Annotated in this window: 12 protein-coding genes; 5 read left to right on the top strand and 7 right to left on the bottom strand. The window is 72.2% G+C overall.

Features of this window, described 5'->3' with window-relative positions; all coding sequences use genetic code 11:
• Positions 1-56 precede the first annotated feature (56 nt).
• Positions 57-770, top strand: a complete 714-nt coding sequence (locus ACFWRT_RS06710) for a PspA/IM30 family protein (RefSeq protein ID WP_380953075.1) — start codon at positions 57-59, stop codon at positions 768-770.
• 43 nt (positions 771-813) lie between these two features.
• Here the strand turns inward: ACFWRT_RS06710 and ACFWRT_RS06715 are convergent, their stop codons facing one another.
• From ACFWRT_RS06715 to ACFWRT_RS06735, 5 genes are all read right to left on the bottom strand, one after another.
• Positions 814-3,381, bottom strand: coding sequence for a SpoIIE family protein phosphatase (locus tag ACFWRT_RS06715; RefSeq protein WP_380953092.1), 2,568 nt, complete (start codon positions 3,379-3,381; stop codon positions 814-816).
• 193 nt (positions 3,382-3,574) lie between these two features.
• The gene (locus tag ACFWRT_RS06720; RefSeq protein ID WP_380953076.1) at positions 3,575-4,063 is read right to left on the bottom strand and encodes an ATP-binding protein; all 489 of its coding nucleotides are present in this window, start codon (positions 4,061-4,063) and stop codon (positions 3,575-3,577) included.
• A 141-nt stretch (positions 4,064-4,204) separates the two neighbouring features.
• A complete protein-coding gene (locus tag ACFWRT_RS06725; RefSeq protein WP_380953093.1) occupies positions 4,205-4,609 on the bottom strand; it encodes an NUDIX hydrolase in 405 nt (134 codons plus the stop codon).
• Positions 4,610-4,796: 187 nt separating this feature from the next.
• On the bottom strand, positions 4,797-5,000 hold the full coding sequence (locus ACFWRT_RS06730) for an SPOR domain-containing protein (RefSeq protein WP_380953077.1): 204 nt from the start codon (positions 4,998-5,000) through the stop codon (positions 4,797-4,799).
• A 238-nt stretch (positions 5,001-5,238) separates the two neighbouring features.
• The gene (locus tag ACFWRT_RS06735; protein ID WP_018510236.1) at positions 5,239-5,991 is read right to left on the bottom strand and encodes a GntR family transcriptional regulator; all 753 of its coding nucleotides are present in this window, start codon (positions 5,989-5,991) and stop codon (positions 5,239-5,241) included.
• A gap of 332 nt (positions 5,992-6,323) precedes the next feature.
• Here ACFWRT_RS06735 and ACFWRT_RS06740 point away from each other — a divergent pair, with 332 nt between their 5' ends.
• On the top strand, positions 6,324-7,718 hold the full coding sequence (locus tag ACFWRT_RS06740) for a glycoside hydrolase family 18 protein (RefSeq protein WP_380953078.1): 1,395 nt from the start codon (positions 6,324-6,326) through the stop codon (positions 7,716-7,718).
• 78 nt (positions 7,719-7,796) lie between these two features.
• On the opposite strand, the gene ACFWRT_RS06745 is transcribed toward ACFWRT_RS06740, so the two are convergent.
• On the bottom strand, positions 7,797-9,389 hold the full coding sequence (locus ACFWRT_RS06745) for a S8 family peptidase (RefSeq protein ID WP_380953079.1): 1,593 nt from the start codon (positions 9,387-9,389) through the stop codon (positions 7,797-7,799).
• Between the two features lie 238 nt (positions 9,390-9,627).
• Between ACFWRT_RS06745 and ACFWRT_RS06750 the strand changes: the two genes are divergently transcribed.
• A complete protein-coding gene (locus ACFWRT_RS06750) occupies positions 9,628-10,860 on the top strand; it encodes a threonine synthase (protein ID WP_380953080.1) in 1,233 nt (410 codons plus the stop codon).
• On the opposite strand, the gene ACFWRT_RS06755 is transcribed toward ACFWRT_RS06750, so the two are convergent.
• A complete protein-coding gene (locus tag ACFWRT_RS06755; RefSeq protein WP_380953081.1) occupies positions 10,857-11,615 on the bottom strand; it encodes a TioE family transcriptional regulator in 759 nt (252 codons plus the stop codon). The genes ACFWRT_RS06750 and ACFWRT_RS06755 overlap by 4 nt on opposite strands.
• 69 nt (positions 11,616-11,684) lie before the next feature.
• Here ACFWRT_RS06755 and ACFWRT_RS06760 point away from each other — a divergent pair, with 69 nt between their 5' ends.
• Together ACFWRT_RS06760 and ACFWRT_RS06765 are read left to right on the top strand one after the other, a co-directional pair.
• Positions 11,685-12,899 carry an erythromycin esterase family protein gene (locus ACFWRT_RS06760; protein WP_380953082.1) on the top strand — a complete coding sequence of 405 codons (1,215 nt, stop codon included), beginning with the start codon at positions 11,685-11,687 and terminating at the stop codon, positions 12,897-12,899.
• 140 nt (positions 12,900-13,039) lie between these two features.
• Positions 13,040-15,724, top strand: coding sequence for a glycosyl hydrolase family 65 domain-containing protein (locus ACFWRT_RS06765; protein ID WP_380953083.1), 2,685 nt, complete (start codon positions 13,040-13,042; stop codon positions 15,722-15,724).
• Positions 15,725-15,727: the final 3 nt, after the last annotated feature.

Here is a 15,727-nt window from a genome sequence, read left to right on the forward strand (position 1 = left end):
CCTGGTCCTTGTCCCCTCACCCGTACGAACGACCTCGATACCCAAGGAGCCGTGCCATGACCAAGCAGACCATCCTCGGCCGCGTCACCCAACTGGCGAAGGCCAACATCAACGCCCTGCTGGACCAGGCGGAGGACCCGCAGAAGATGCTGGACCAACTGATCCGCGACTACACCAGCAACATCGCCGAGGCCGAGCAGGCGGTGGCCGCGACCATCGGCAACCTGCGGCTGATGGAGCAGGACCACAAGGAGGACGTGGAGGCGGCCGCCGAGTGGGGCTCCAAGGCGCTGGCGGCCAGCCGGAAGGCCGACGAGCTGCGTGGGGCCGGGTCGGGCGCGGAGGCCGACACGTTCGACAACCTGGCCAAGGTGGCGCTGGGCCGTCAGCTCCAGTCCGAGCAGGAGGCGAAGACGGCCATGCCGACGATCGCCTCGCAGAGCGAGGTGGTGGACAAGCTCAGGACGGGGCTGGACCAGATGAAGGCCAAGCTCTCCGAGCTGAAGGCCAAGCGCGACGAGCTGGTGGCGCGCGCCAAGTCGGCGCAGGCGCAGAACCAGATGATGGACGCCGTGAAGAACATCGACGTCCTGGACCCGACGAGCGAGCTGAGCCGCTTCGAGGACAAGGTGCGGCGCGAGGAGGCCCGGGCGCTGGGCAAGCAGGAGCTGGCCGCCTCCTCGCTGGACGCGCAGTTCGAGCAACTGGACAGCCTGGGCGCCAGCGCGGAGGTGGAGGCCCGGCTGGCGGCCCTGAAGGCGGGGGCGTAGACCGCCGTGGCATCCCGGACCGGGCAGCCGCCTCGTAGCCGGTTCAGTACATGCTCAGCAGTTGCTCCACGGAGAGTTCGGCGGCCGGCGCCCCGGTCGGCAGGGCCAGTTCGAACCAGACGGTCTTGCCGCGCGGGGTGCGGCGCGAGCCCCACGCCGCGCTGAGCAGGCCGACGAGCTGGAGCCCGCGCCCGCCCTCGTCGGTGTCGCGGGCCCGGCGGCGGCGGGGCTGGACGAGTCCGGCGTCCCACACCTCGCAGACCAGGGTGCGGTCGCGCAGCAGCCGCAGCCGGATCTCGCCCTCGCCGTAGCGCAGGGCGTTGGTGACCAGCTCGCTGACGAGGAGTTCGGCGGTGTCGACCAGGTCGTCCAGGTCCCAGGCCATGAGCTGGGAGCGGGCCAGTTCGCGGGCGCGGCCCACCGAGCGGGGCTCGCGCGGCAGCCGCCAGTCGCCGACGGCCTCCTCCGGCAGGCCCCGGATGCGGGCCATCAGCAGGGCGATGTCGTCCTCGCCGTGCCGGGTGTCGAGCGTGGAGAGGACGAAGTCGCAGGCGTCCTCCAGCGCCATCTGCGGCCCGGTCAGCACCGAGCGCAGCGCGTCCAGGCCCTCGTCCAGCGGCTGGTCGCGGGATTCCACGAGCCCGTCGGTGTAGAGGGTGAGCAGGGCGTTCTCGGCCAGCTCCACCTCCACCTCCTCGAACGGCTCACCGCCGACGCCCAGCGGCATCCCCGGCGGTACGTCGATGAGCCGGGCGGGCCGGCCGGGCTCGACCACGGCCGGGGGGAGGTGCCCGGCGTTGGCGAACGTACAGCGCCGGGTGACCGCGTCGTAGACCGCGTACACACAGGTGGCGAGGTACACCTCGGAGAGGTCCGCCTCCCGCGACTTCTGGGCGGCGCGGGAGGGCCACTGGGCGCCGCCGCTGCCGCCGAGCCCCTCGCTGCGCTCACCGCCGCCCGGGGAGCCGAGGCCGCGCGCGACCTCGTCCAGGGCGGAGAGCACCTCGGCGGGCTCCAGGTCGAGGAGGGCCAGCGTCCGGACTGCGGTGCGGAGTTCGCCCATGGCGACGGCGGCCCGCAGGCCCCGGCCCATGACGTCGCCGACGACCAGGGCGGTGCGGTGTCCGGGCAGTTCGATGACGTCGAACCAGTCGCCGCCGACCTCGGTGGCGGTGTTGCCGGGGAGGTAGCGGCAGGCGATGTCGAGCCCGGCGGCCTCGGGGTCGCCCGGGGGCAGCAGGCTGCGCTGGAGGATCAGGGCGCGTTCGTGCTCGCGGCGGTAGAGGCGGGCGTTGTCGATGCAGACGGCGGCGCGGGCGGCCAGCTCGGTGGCGAGCACCCGGTCCCGCTCCCCGAAGGGCTCGCTCCCCTTCGTACGGGAGAACTGGACGAGGCCGACGACGGTGTCGTGGGCGACCATCGGCACGGCGAGCGTCGACTGCACGAACCCCATGTCGTCGCCGGGCACCGCCTCGACCTGGCCCGAGCGCAGGGCGGTCGCGCAGGGCGAGCCGAACGGGAAGCGGTGGACGGAGCCGAGCGCGGGCGGCAGGTCGCCGGGGCCCGGTGCGCCGCTGCCCGCCACAGCGGTGGGCAGGGCGTCGGCGACGGCGCTGGCGTGGGCGACCCGGCGCAGCTCCGCCGATCCGCCGGCGGACTCGCGGTGGGCGGGCGCCCAGGAGCCGGGCGCGGCCTCCTCGCCGGTGAGGAGGCCCTGGTAGAGGTCGACGGTGGCCAGGTCGCAGAAGCCCGGGACGGCCACGTCGAGGAGTTCGCGGGCGGTGGTCTCCAGGTCGAGGGAGTTGCCGATGCGGGCGCTGGCCTCGTTGAGGAGGGCCAGGTTGCGGCGGGCGCTGGCGGCCTCGCGGGCGGCGATGTGGCGGCGGGTGACATCGGTGGCGAGGCCCGCGACGCCGACGGGGCGGCCGGCTCCGCTGTGCACCCGGTAGAGGTTCATGGACCAGTGGCGGCGGCCGGTGCCGCCGGGTGTGGGGCCGACCAGTTGGAGGTCGGTGACGGACTCGCCGGTCTCCATGACGCGTTTCAGCGTGGCGCCCAGCCGCTCCGCCTCCGGGCCCGGGAGGTAGTCGTCGACCGTGCGGCCCCGGTGGTCGTCGGCGGCCCCGCCGAAGACCGTGGCGAAGCGCTGGTTGGCGCGGACGACGGTGAAGTCCGTACCAAACAGCACGAAGCCGAAGGGAGATTGGCCGAATATGGCCTGCGAGGCGGCGAGGTCCGTCTCGATCCTCCGCAACGCCCGGACGTCCACGACGATGCAGAGCGCGGCCCGCTCACCGTCCGCCGTCTCACTGGGCATCACATAGACCTCGGCGAGCCCGTGCGCTCCGCCCTCGCCCGGCATCCGGAACGGGACGAGGCCCGTCCACTCCTTGCCGTCCAGGATCTCGCCGACCCGCCGGTGGCCGTCCGAGCGCAGCTCGGCGGGCATGAAGGCGTCGACCGGGTCACGGCCTATCGCCTCGTCGGCGGCCATGCCGAAGAGGCCGGCGGCCCGGCGGCTCCACTGCTCGATCAGGCCGTCGGGGCCGATCGAGAAGGAGGCGACCCTGATGTAGTCGTAGATCGAGCCGGGCGGACTGCTCTGCCACACGACGTCGCCCGTTGTCCCAGGTATTTCGCTCACGCGACCGTCCCCTCCAGCTCACACACCGGACCGGTCCTGCCCGCAGTATTCAGCACTACGGCCCCGACCGACACGGCGTTCACGATCACAGCAAGGTCTCAGTCCCTTTCAGCCAGGTCCTGCCCGACCTCTGGTGATCGCTGTGCGTCCCTCTCCACTCCTAACCAGGGAGAGCGAGCTCGAACCACACCGTCTTGCCGCTTTTTCCGCGACGAGTCCCCCAGCGGCGTGCGGAACAAGCCACGAGCTGCAGTCCGCGGCCGCCCTCGTCGTCGGGTCCCGCACGGCGTTCGGTGGGGGGATCCGGAAGCGGATCGGAGACTTCCACCAGCAGTCCCGGGGTGGCGGGAGGGCGGTCGGCGTCCAGCCGGAGGGCGGTGGAGAAGTCTCCGGTCAGCTCGCCGGACCCGTTGCTCCCGGTGTCCGGCTGCGAGCGTTCCAGGCGTACGCCGATGGGGCCGGAGGCGTACCGGAGGGAGTTGGTGACCAGCTCGCTGACCAGCAGAACGGTCAGGTCACCGACCGCAACGTCCAGGCCCCAGCAGTCCAGTGCGTCGCGGACGGCGTGCCGGGCGCTGCGCACGGAACCCGGTTCGGCCGGGAAGCTCCACTCGGCACAGTCGCCTTCGGTATCGATCACGCCGATCACTTCCCAGGGCCGGCCACGGGCTCACCCCACAGAGAAATGGGGACTAAACAGCCCATACCCACCATTTATCGCTTACTACCGCACACCCTCGGGTTTGGTGCAGACGGCCGTACCGGCCCCGCCCGTCCCCGGCACCGCGGATCAGCGCAGTTCGCCCGCCGCCGCGAGGTCGTCGAAGAGGAGCTGGTCGACCGGGGGCACGAGGGGACGGTCGGCGTAGGAGAACCACGCCACCTCCTCGATCTCGCTGCTCGCGGCCAGAGTCCCGCGATAGTCGGCGTAGTAGCAGCTCATCGTGACGAGGGGGGCGCCCGGCCCGTCATGGGCGTGCGCCTCGTACGTACCGGCGTGGACGACGGTCTCCGGGAGCAGGCCGACCGTCAGCTCCTCCTCGATCTCCCGGAGGAGGGTCTCCAGATCGGTCTCGGCGCCCTCGCGCTTGCCGCCCGGGATGTAGAAGACGTCCTTGCCCTTGGGGCGGGCGCAGAGAATCCTGCCGTCCTCGATCCGCACCCAAGCCACCGTGTCGATCAGCACCGACATCACCGCTCCGCCCTCGCTCGCCGCGTCCGGGACGCTCATACCGGACGGGCGGGACCCTACCGCGTGCGCAGTAGGGTCCCGGAACCCGGCAGCGGGCCGCCGGAACGCCACGAGGGCGCTTCAATACCCCCGGAAGGCGACGAGGGCGCTTCGGACCCCCGGGGCGCGCCTGCCGGGGCACTTCAGCACCTCAGGGCCTGCCGCCGCCCTGACCGGCCCGCTCCACCCGGTACACCTGGCGGTGCTTGCGGTCGTCGAGGCCGTCGGCGACCTTCTGCGCCTCGGCCTGTGTGGCGTATCTGCCGATCCGGTAGCGGTTGCCGCCGTCGTCCTGCCGTATCACCAGCCACGGGAGCACGGCACCGCTGTCGCTCATCGTGTCGCTCCCCCGCATGTCGCCTCTCTCTCCACCGGCGTTCTCCCCACCGGCGTGCACGTCTCTAAGGATCCCCAGGAAACCGCAGTGCGCATATGCCCGAGCGTACGCCTGACCTTCACTCAGCGCAGGCGCCTTTGCACAAAGAGATACACATCCGGCCATGACGAAGGGGGCGCATCCGCCGGATGCGCCCCCTTCGCTGCCCTGTCGTCCCTGCTCGCGAAGGAGCGGCGGGGCCCGACGGGGCGTCAACTCATCTGACCGGCAAGTGATAAGCGATCCGATACCGGTCGGCGGGCACCACCACGTCGGCGGTCTCCACCGCACGCCCCGAGGCGTAGTACGTACGCCCGATCACGATGACCACATGGCCCGGCACCCCGCCGAGCGCCAGCAGCTCCTCCGCGAGCCCCGGGCGCGCGCCGACCTCCTCGGCCACGTTGTCCACGACGATGTCGATCGCCGCCATCCGGTCGACCACGCCGCAGCCGCCCAGCGGACCCTCCTCGGGGAGCATCACCGGCGTACGCCCGGTGACAGAGAGGGGCTCCCACGACGTGGAGAGCATGATCGGTTCGCCGGCCTCGCGGAACACGTAATGCGTCCGCATGACCCGGTCGCCCGGCTCGATGCCGAGCCGCTCGGCGACCTCGGCGCTCGCCCCCTCCTGCTCGCTGCGGGACTCCCAGGTGCCGCGCACCCCGTCGGCGGTCTGCTCCTGGCGGAAGGGGCTGGCACCCTTCTCCGGCCGGTACCCGGAGCGGGCGATCATGCGGGGGACGGGGCGCTCGCGCACGTACGTGCCGGAGCCCGAGCGGCCCTCGACCAGCCCCTCGGCCATCAGGACCTTGCGCGCCTCCAGGGCGACGGTGTCCGAGACCCCGTACTCCTCCCGGATGCGGGCCTGCGACGGCAGGCGGGTATGGGGCGGCAGCGCGCCGTTCACGATCTTCTCCCGCAGATCGCTCGCCACGCGCAGATAGGCGGGCTGCTCACCGAAAGTCACAGGCCACTCCCAACAGGTTGACAGTCTGCAACAGCCTGACAACCGTGGGTTGTACACCGCAAGCATGGGCCAGAGTTTCACTCAATGTGATGACAGTGCGACGGATCATGCATGGATCGGCCGCGGGCGCCAGAGCGCTTCCCGGACATTTCCCCGGACCGGAGCCGCCTCGCACCCGCCCCGGATCTGCCCCGAATCCCACCGATCGACACAACGACCGGGACCCGCAACTCCCCGCCCCTTGACCGTTTTTGGTCCAGACCAATACCTTCCTGTGCACAGCACGGCTCCGCATGTCCCTCCCCACCGGATCACGCACAGGAACGAGCCTCATGCCCCGAAGAAACCTGTCCCGACTGACCATCGCGGGCGTCACCCTCGCCCTGCTGGCGAGTGCCGCGCCGGCCGCCGTGGCCGGCCCGGACCGCGGCCAGAGCAGCGGTGACCGCTCCAAGGGCCACCACCGGCCCGCGTACAAGAACATCGGCTACTTCACCCAGTGGGGCGTCTACGGACGCGACTTCCAGGTCGCCGACCTGCAGACCAGCGGCTCCGCGGCCAAGCTGACCCACATCAACTACGCCTTCGGCAACGTCAGCGCCGAGGGCAAGTGCTTCACCGGCAACATCGCCGGCCAGGCCGACGCCTGGGCGGACTACGCCCGCCCGCTCGACGCGGCGAACTCGGTGGACGGCGTCGCCGACACCGACACCCAGCCGCTCGCGGGCAACTTCAACCAGCTCCGCAAGCTGAAGGCCAAGAACCCCGGCCTCAAGGTCATGATCTCGCTCGGCGGCTGGAGCTGGTCCACCCACTTCTCCGACTCGGTGCGCACGGCGGCCTCCCGCAAGGCGCTCGTCGCCTCCTGCATCGACCTGTACATCAAGGGCAACCTGCCCCAGGACGGGGTGCGCGGCGGCCAGGGCGCGGCGGCCGGCGTCTTCGACGGCATCGACGTCGACTGGGAGTGGCCCGGCTCGGCGGCCAACGAGGGCACGGTCTTCCGCCCGGAGGACAAGAAGAACTTCACCGCCCTGATCAGCGAGTTCCGCACCCAGCTCGACGCGTACGCGAAGAGCCGGGCGAAGTCCGCGAACGGCAAGGGCCACGGGCACCACAAGCCGAAGCCCAAGCACTACGACCTGTCGGCGTACGTCCCGGCCAACCCGAAGGCGATCGACGCGGGCTTCGACGTGAAGCGCCTCATGAAGGACTTCGACTTCGTCAACCTTCAGGGCTACGACTACCACGTGTCGGGCGAGAAGAAGACGGCGCAGCAGTCGGCGCTGTACGCGAAGAACGACTTCAGCGTCGACCAGACCGTACGGGACTGGGTCAGGCGCGGCGCCCCCAAGCACAAGCTCGTGGTCGGCATGCCGACGTACGGGCAGGGCTGGACCGGCGTGAGCGGCGGCGGCAAGGGCCTCGGCCAGCCGGCCACCGGCCCGGCTCCGGCGACCTGGGCGAACGGTTACGAGGACTACAAGGTCCTGAAGAAGCTGGCCGCCTCGGGCACGTTCAAGGTCCACCGGGACACGAAGAACGGCCACGCCTGGCTCTTCGACGGGACCACGCTGTGGACGTACGACGACCCGCAGGTGCTGCGCGCCAAGACCTCGTACATCCGGGACAAGGGCCTGGGTGGCGCGATGTTCTGGTCGCTGGACGGGGACACGGACGACGGTGAGCTGGTGACCACCGTGGACCGCGGCCTCAACCGCCGCTAGCGAGACAAAGGGTTGGGGCGGTCGCGTGATGCGACCGCCCCAACGTCATGTCATCGGTTCACTGCCGCTTCACCAGGCTCAGAACTGCAGGGCCCAGCTGTTGATCCGGCCGGTGTCGGCCGCGTAGTTGTCGGCGACCCGGAGCTTCCAGGTGCCGTTGGCCACGACGGAGGAGGCGTTGACCGTGTACGTGGTGACCACGTTGTCGCTGCTGCCGCCGGAGCCGAACGCCTTCAGGTTGAAGACCGTGCCGTTGGGCGCGACCAGGTCGATCTTCAGGTCACCGATGTAGGTGTGCGAGATGTTGACCGGGACCTGGAGTGCGGCCGGGGCGTTGCCGGTGATCCCGGTGACGGTGACCGGCGACTCCACGGTGGAGTTGTCGTTGATCGGGTAGCCGGTGGTGTTCTCGAACTTCTTGCCCGGCTCCGGCGGGTTGGTGCTGCCCGCGCCCACGTAGAGGAGGCGGTTCGGCGAGCCGGTGCCCGGGTTGCCGACGACGTTCGGCGTGGAGGCCGCGACGAGACCGGCGGAGACCTGGGCGGGGGTCGAGCCCGGGTTGTCGGCGAGGTAGATGGCGGCCGCGCCGGCGACGTGCGGGCTGGCCATCGACGTACCGGAGATGGTGTTCGTGGCGGTGTCGCTGGTGTTCCACGCCGAGGCGATGGAGGAACCGGGCGCGAAGATGTCCACGACCGCGCCGAAGTTGGAGAAGCTGGAGCGGGCGTCGGTGTTGGTCGTCGAGCCGACCGTGATGGCCTCGGCGACGCGCGCCGGGGACTTGGTGTTCGCGTTGGTCGACTCGTTGCCCGCCGCGACGGCGTAGGTGATGCCGGAGGCGATGGACCGCTGCACGGCCGCGTCGAGGACCGCGTCCGCGCCGCCGCCGAGGCTCATGTTGGCGACGGCGGGCTTGACGGCGTTGGCCGTCACCCAGTCGATGCCCGCGACGACCTGCGCGGTGGTGCCGGAGCCCTGGTTGTTGAGCACCCGGACGCCGACGATCTTCGCCTTCTTGGCTACGCCGTAGGCGGTGCCGCCGACGGTGCCCGCCACGTGCGTGCCGTGGCCGTGGCCGTCCTGCGCGACGTTGTCGTTGTCGATGGCGTCGTAGCCGTTGACGGCCCGGCCGCCGAAGTCGCTGTGGCTGATCCGTACCCCGGTGTCGATGACGTAGGCGGTGACGCCCTCACCGGCCTTGTCGGGGTAGGTGTAGCGCTGGTCCAGCGGGAGGGCCCGCTGGTCGATGCGGTCGAGACCCCAGGAGGGCGGGTTGTTCTGGGTGGCGGAGACCGTGAAGGTGCGGTTCTGCGAGACGGACGCGACGGCCGGGTCCGCGGCGAACTTCTTCGCCTCCGCGGCGGTGGCCTCGACCGCGTAGCCGTTGAGGGCCGAGCGGTAGGTCCGTTCGATGGACGCGCCGTACTTCTTCGCGAGGGCCTTGCCCTGGGCGGAGTCCGACCGGGCGGCCGAGTCCTTCAGCGTGACGATGTAGCTGTCGCTGATGGTGCCCTGGGCGCCCGCGTTCAGGATCACGCCTTCGGGTGCGCTCTCGGCCGCGGTCGCCGGGAGGGTGCCGGCGGTGGCGAGGGCGACGGCGGCTGCGGTGGCTATGACGGTCGCCGCGGCGAGTCTTCGACGTGCGTGGGGGGTGTGACGCATCACTGACATGTGAGGGGTCCTCCTCATAGGCGGTGCGCTGGTGGGGGGTGGTTCCGGAGCCGCGCGAGACTCCCGACAGGGGCATGACAAATCAGCCGTCCGAACGCCCCGTTTTCTGCGTCGTCCGTGACCGGCATGCCCTGCTGCCAGCGAAAGATTGACCGATCCATGGCAAACCCACAAGGGTGCCTTGAGCCACGCCATACGCACGCCATTCACCTGCCATATGCCTGACATCCTGGCGACCATGACCACCTATCACTGCCCCCAGGACGGAACCCGCTCCCCCACTTCCGCCCTGACCTGGTGCTGTCCGGTCTGCCGAGGCCCGTGGGACCTGGACTTCCGACCGACCGCCGGGCTCGCCCCGCATGTGCTTCCCGGACGTGCCAATTCACTCTGGCGTTACGAAGAGATCTTGCCGCTCGCCACTCCCGCGACCTCCCTCGGCGAGGGCCGCACCCCGCTGGTCCCGCTCACGGAGACCGTCTCGGCCAAGCTCGACTACCTGATGCCGACGCTCTCCTTCAAGGACCGGGGCGCGGTGATGCTCGCGGAGCTGGCCCGGCGGCTGAACCCGGACCGGGTGGTGGCCGACAGCAGCGGCAACGCGGGCACGTCGATCGCCGCGTACTGCGCACGGGCGGCACTGCCCTGCACGGTGTACGTCCCCGAGGGCACATCGCCCAAGAAGACCGAACAGATCCGGGCCCACGGGGCGGTGCTGGTGACCGTACCCGGCGGCCGGGAGGCGACGGCGCTTGCGGCCCGCGCCGCGGCGGACGAGCCGGGCGTCTTCTACGCGTCGCATGTCTTCAACCCGTACTTCCTGCACGGCACGAAGACGTACGTGTACGAGCTCTGGGAGGACCTGGGCGGCCGCCTCCCGGACACCCTGGTGGTCCCGGTCGGCAACGGCACGCTGCTCCTCGGCGCGGCCCTCGCCACCGCCGAGCTGCACGCCCTGGGCCTGATCGCGGACCGGCCGCGGCTGGTGGCCGTACAGGCGGAGGCGGTGTCGCCACTGGCGGAGGCGTTCCGGGCGGGGGCGGATGACCTGGTGGCGGCGGGTCTGGGGTCGGTGGGCCCGGTGGCGGCGGGCCCGGGGGCGGCGGGTCTGGGGTCGGCGGGGCCGGGGGCGGATGACCTGGTGGCGGAGGATCTGGTGGCGGCGGGTCTGGGGTCGGCGGGGCCGGTGGTCCCGGTGGCACCGACGCTCGCGGAGGGCATCGCGATCCCGCGGCCGCCGCGCGCCCGGCAGATCCTGGCGGCGGTACGGGCGTCGGGCGGCATGTTCCTGACGGTGGCGGAGGACGAGATCCGGGACGCCCAGAGGGACCTGGCGGCGCGCGGGTTCTACGTCGAGACGACGGGGGTGGCGTGCTGGGCGGCGGTACGGGGCGACGCGGCGCACCGGCCGCCGGGGAGCGTGGTGGTGCCCTTGTGCGGCGCGGGGGTGAAGACGGGGATGGCGGGTTAGGAGGCCTGCTGCTCTTCCTCTTCCCGGCCGCGCAGGTACGCGTCCAGCTCCGCGGCCCCCGTCAGCAGCGCGCGGCCTCGGGCGGCGAGCCGGGAGTGCCAGTCGGTGAGGGCGGCTTCCAGAGGGGCGAGGCCGCCGGCCGCCCGGACCTGGTCGAGCAGCGGGGCGATCTGCTCCAGCAGGTAGCCGCCGCGCCGGAGCTGGTGGACGAGCCGGGCGTCCCGCACATCGGCCTCGCCGTACACGCGGTACCCGGTCAGCGGGTCGCGGCGCGGGCGGACCAGCCCGGCCGCCTCCCACGCGCGCAGGGTGGCGGGCCGGAGGCCGAGCTGGTCCGCCAGCGGCCCGATGAAGGTGGCGGGGGAACTTCCGGGCGGCTCGGGCTGCCCGGGCTCCCCCGCCTCGGACCCCAGATCACGCAGCGCGCTCTCCACCGCGCGCAGCGTCCGCCGGTCCTCCAGGAGCTGGGCGTGGCTCTCGTCGATGAGCAGGCACGCCTCGTCGGCCGCGCCCCGGTTCACGGCCCGCATGATGCCGGTCGCCGTCCGGTGACCGTGGCCGGGCAGGAGGGCGAGGAAGGCGGCCAGAGCGCGTGCGTGGAGCGGGGTGTAGGTGCGGTAGCCGCTCTCCGTGCGCTCGGCGGCCGGGAGGGCGCCCGCCTCCTCGTAGTTCCGTACGGCCTGGGTGGAGAGACCGTGCGGACGGGCCAGGTCGACCGGCCGGAGGCGTACCCGGCTTTGAGGGTCTCTCTCCACAAGAACCCCCTTCTCCAAGCTCTGGCACGCAAAAGTCTCCACCGAGGGTTCAACGATACCGTTGAACGCATGGCCCCTGACACCGCGCGTATCGCGCACCTCACGCATGCCCTCGACGCCTCCGCCGTCCTGGAACTGTTCCCGTCCCGCCCTCGCCTCCTCGCGCTGGGCGAGCCCACCCACGGCGAGGACACGTTGCTCGACGTACGCAACGAACTCTTCCGGCACCTCGTCGAGCAGGAGGGTTACCGGACGATCGCGATCGAGAGCGACTGCCTGGCGGGCCTGCGCGTGGACGCGTACGTGACCTCCGGCACCGGCACGCTCGACGAGGCCATGGCACACGGATTCAGCCACGGTCTCGGAGCTTCCGCCGCCAACCGTGAACTGGTGCGCTGGGCAAGGGAGTTCAACGTGAACCGCCCGACCTCCGACCGGCTCCACCTCACCGGCTTCGACGGCCCGCTGGAGATCACCGGCGCCGCGAGCCCCCGACAGGCCCTCACCGCGCTGCACACCTTCCTCACCGCATGGCTGGACGCGGACGGCCTGCTCCCCTGCACCGCCGCCACGCTCGACCACCTCCTCGGCCCCGACGACCGGTGGACCGAACCGGCCGCGATGACGGACCCCTCCCGGTCCTTCGGCCGCTCCCCCGAGGCGGCCGAACTCCACCTCCTCGCCGCCGACTTGGTCTCCCTGCTCGACGAGCGGGCCCCGCACCTGATCGCGGCGGCCGGGCGGGAGGCGTGGGACCGCGCCCGCCTCCACGGGCGGGCCGCCACCGGCCTGCTGCGCTACCACTTCTGGATGGCCGACTCCTCGCCCGCCCGGCTGACCCGGCTGCTCGGTGTGCGGGACCGGATGATGGCCGAGAACCTGCTCGCCCTCGCCGCACGCGGCCCGGTCCTGGCCTTCGCCCACAACAGCCATCTCCAGCGGGAGAGGAGTTCGATGCGGATGGGCGGTGAGCGGCTGGAGTGGTGGGGCGCAGGCTCGATCGTGAGCGCGCGGCTGGGAGCGGAGTACGGCTTCCTCGCCACGGCCCTCGGCACGATCCGGCACCAGGGCGTGGAAGCGCCGCCGCCGGACACCGTGGAGGGCCTGCTGTACGCACTCCCGGAGGACCGCTTCCTGGTCGACCCCCGCGCGTTGGCCGCCGCGCTGGGCGACGCGCTCCCCGCGCCCCGCGTCTCCCCCTGGTTCGGCTACTTCGGCCTCGACCCTGCGCACCTCGCGGAGACGGACGGCCTGGTCTTCGTCAAGGACCTCACGCAGAGCTGAAGCCGGGAGGGGAGACAAGCACCGGGGCAGGGCCGGGCAGGGCCGGGGCAGGGCCATCCGGCGGGCGTGCTCACGCCACGTTCCGGGGGCCGGGCGTGCCGTTCCGCGCGCCCCCGCCGCCGCCTCCCTACCTTCGTACCGTGAGCCTCTCGCGTATCTCCGTCCTCGCACCCCTGGTCGCGGCCGCCCTGATCGCGCCGCTGCCACCCCTCTCCCCGGCAGCCGCAGCCACCCCGCCGGCCGCAACCACCCCCGCAGCCGCCGCCACCCCGGCGCCGCCGCCGTCCCCGGCCGTCCCCGCCTGCGGCCGGACGGAGGGTCAGGACCCCACCTGGGCCCTGTCCTCCACCCGCTTCGGGGAGTCGGAGGGCTACGACCCGTACGTGGGCAACGGCTACCTGGGCCACCGGATCCCCGCCACCGGCACCGGCTACGCGGCCACCGGCCAGAAGACGGGGTGGCCGCTCTACACCCCCCGCTACGACGGCGCGTTCGTCTCCGGCCTGTACGCCCGGGACAAGGCGGTCTCCGAAGGCCGCGAGGTGATCGCCGCGCTGCCGAGCTGGACGACGATCGAGGTGGGGGTCGGCACCGAGAAGTTCGGCACGGACACCCCGGCCGGCCGGATCTCGCACTACCGGCAGACGGTCTTCCTCAGCTGCGGCCTCGTCCGCACCTCGCTGCGGTGGACGACGGCGGACGGCCGCGCCACGGACCTGACGTACGACGTCCTGGCCGACCGGTCCGACGTGCACACCGGCGCCGTACGCCTGCGGATGACCCCGCGCTGGAGTGGTACGGCGACGGTCACCGGCCGGCTGGACGACCGGGGCGCACGCCGGATCACGCTGCGCGAGGACGGCACGTTCAGGACGCTCGGCACCGGCGTGGAAGGCGCGGTGGCGCAGACGATGCGCCGGGGCTCGGGCGTCGTGGAGACGCTGAGCCCCGAGTCGCGTACGGCCCCGAGGCCGACGCCGGTCCGCGAGGGGCGGACGTACACCTTCGAGAAGTACGTCGGCGTCGACACCGCCCTCACCTCGCCCGCCCCCGCCGAGGACGCCCGCGAGGCGGCGCACCGGGCGGCCCGGCGCGGCTGGGACCGGGTCTTCGCGGCGAACGAGGCGGCCTGGCGCGAGGCGTGGTCGGCGGATGTGCTGGTCCCGGGCGACCGCCGGCTCCAGGGGTGGCTGCGCTCGACCCAGTACGGGCTGCTCGCCAACACCCGGCGCGGCTCCTCCGACAGCATCGCCCCAGCGGGCCTGACCAGCGACAACTACGCGGGCATGATCTTCTGGGACGCGGAGACGTGGATGTTCCCCGGGCTGCTCGCGACCCGCCCGGAACTGGCCCGCTCGGTGGTCGAGTACCGCTACCGCACCCGGGACGCGGCCCGCGCGAACGCCGAGAAGTACGGCCACCGGGGCCTGTTCTACCCGTGGACCAGCGCGAGCCGGGGCCGTATCGACTCCGAGTGCCAGAGCTGGGACCCGCCGCACTGCCTGACCCAGAACCACCTCCAGGGCGATGTGTCGCTCGCCGTCTGGCAGTACTACCTCTCCACCGGAGACCGCGACTGGCTGGCGGCGCGGGGCTGGCCGCTCCTTCGCGGGATCGCGGACTTCTGGCAGTCCCGCGCCACGGCGAACCCGGACGGCAGCTACTCCATCAAGAACGTGGCCGGGCCCGACGAGTACAGCAACGGCGTCGACGACGGCGTCTTCACCAACGCGGTCGCGGCCACCGCCCTGCGCAACGCGACCCGCGCGGCCGGACTCCTCGGCCACCGCCCGCCGACCGGCTGGAACCGCGTGGCGGACGGCCTCCGCATCCCGTACGACTCCGCGCGGAAGGTCTTCCTCCAGTACGCGGGTTACCACGGCTCCACGATCAAGCAGGCCGACACGGTCCTGCTGATGTACCCGCTGGAGTGGCCGATGGAACCGGGTGCCGCGGCCGCCACCCTCGACTACTACGCGGCCCGCACCGACCCGGACGGCCCGGCGATGACCGACTCGGTGCACGCGATCGACGCCGCGGCGATCGGGGAGCCGGGCTGCTCGACGTACACGTATCTCCAGCGCGCGGTGCGGCCGTATCTGCGCGGACCCTACGACCTGTTCTCCGAGGCGAAGGGCGAGAAGTCCGGCGCCGAGGACCCACTCTCCGGCTTCCCGGCCGAGGACTTCCTGACCGGGAAGGGCGGCTTCCTCCAGGTGTTCACGCACGGTCTGACGGGCCTGCGCCTGCGCGAGGACGGCGTGCGCCTGGACCCGCTGCTGCCGCCCCAGCTGAGTGCGGGCGTGCGGCTGACGGGGCTGCGGTACCGGGATGCGACGTACGAGGTCGAGATCGGCGCCCGGACGAGCACGGTCCGCCTGACGTCGGGCACGCCGTTCACGGTCCACACGGCGTCCGGCCCGCTCCGCCTCACCGCTGCCCTGACCCTCCCCACCCGCCGCCCCGACCTGACCCCGACGGCCGACGCGGCGCGCTGCCGCCCGGTGACGGCGACCTCGGAAGCCCCCGGTCTCTACGCGGAGGCGGCGGTGGACGGCTCCCCGACGACGTCCTGGTCCCCGGACGGGGCGACGGGGGCCCTGACGGTGGACCTGGGGCCGCACCCCCTGCGCGTCACCTCGGTGACCCCGCGCTGGAGCGACGTACCACCGGCGTCCCACACGTTGGAGACCTCCGTCGACGGCCACTTCTGGCGCCCGTACCTGGCGGGCGACACAGCCCGGAAGGTGCGGGTGACGGTGCGGTCCGAGGACCCGGAGAAGCCGGCGGGCGTGGCGGAGCTGAGGGTGGAGGCGGGGCGGTAGGAC

The organism is Streptomyces cyaneofuscatus (assembly GCF_042718795.1).
GTDB lineage: Bacteria > Actinomycetota > Actinomycetes > Streptomycetales > Streptomycetaceae > Streptomyces > Streptomyces cyaneofuscatus_A.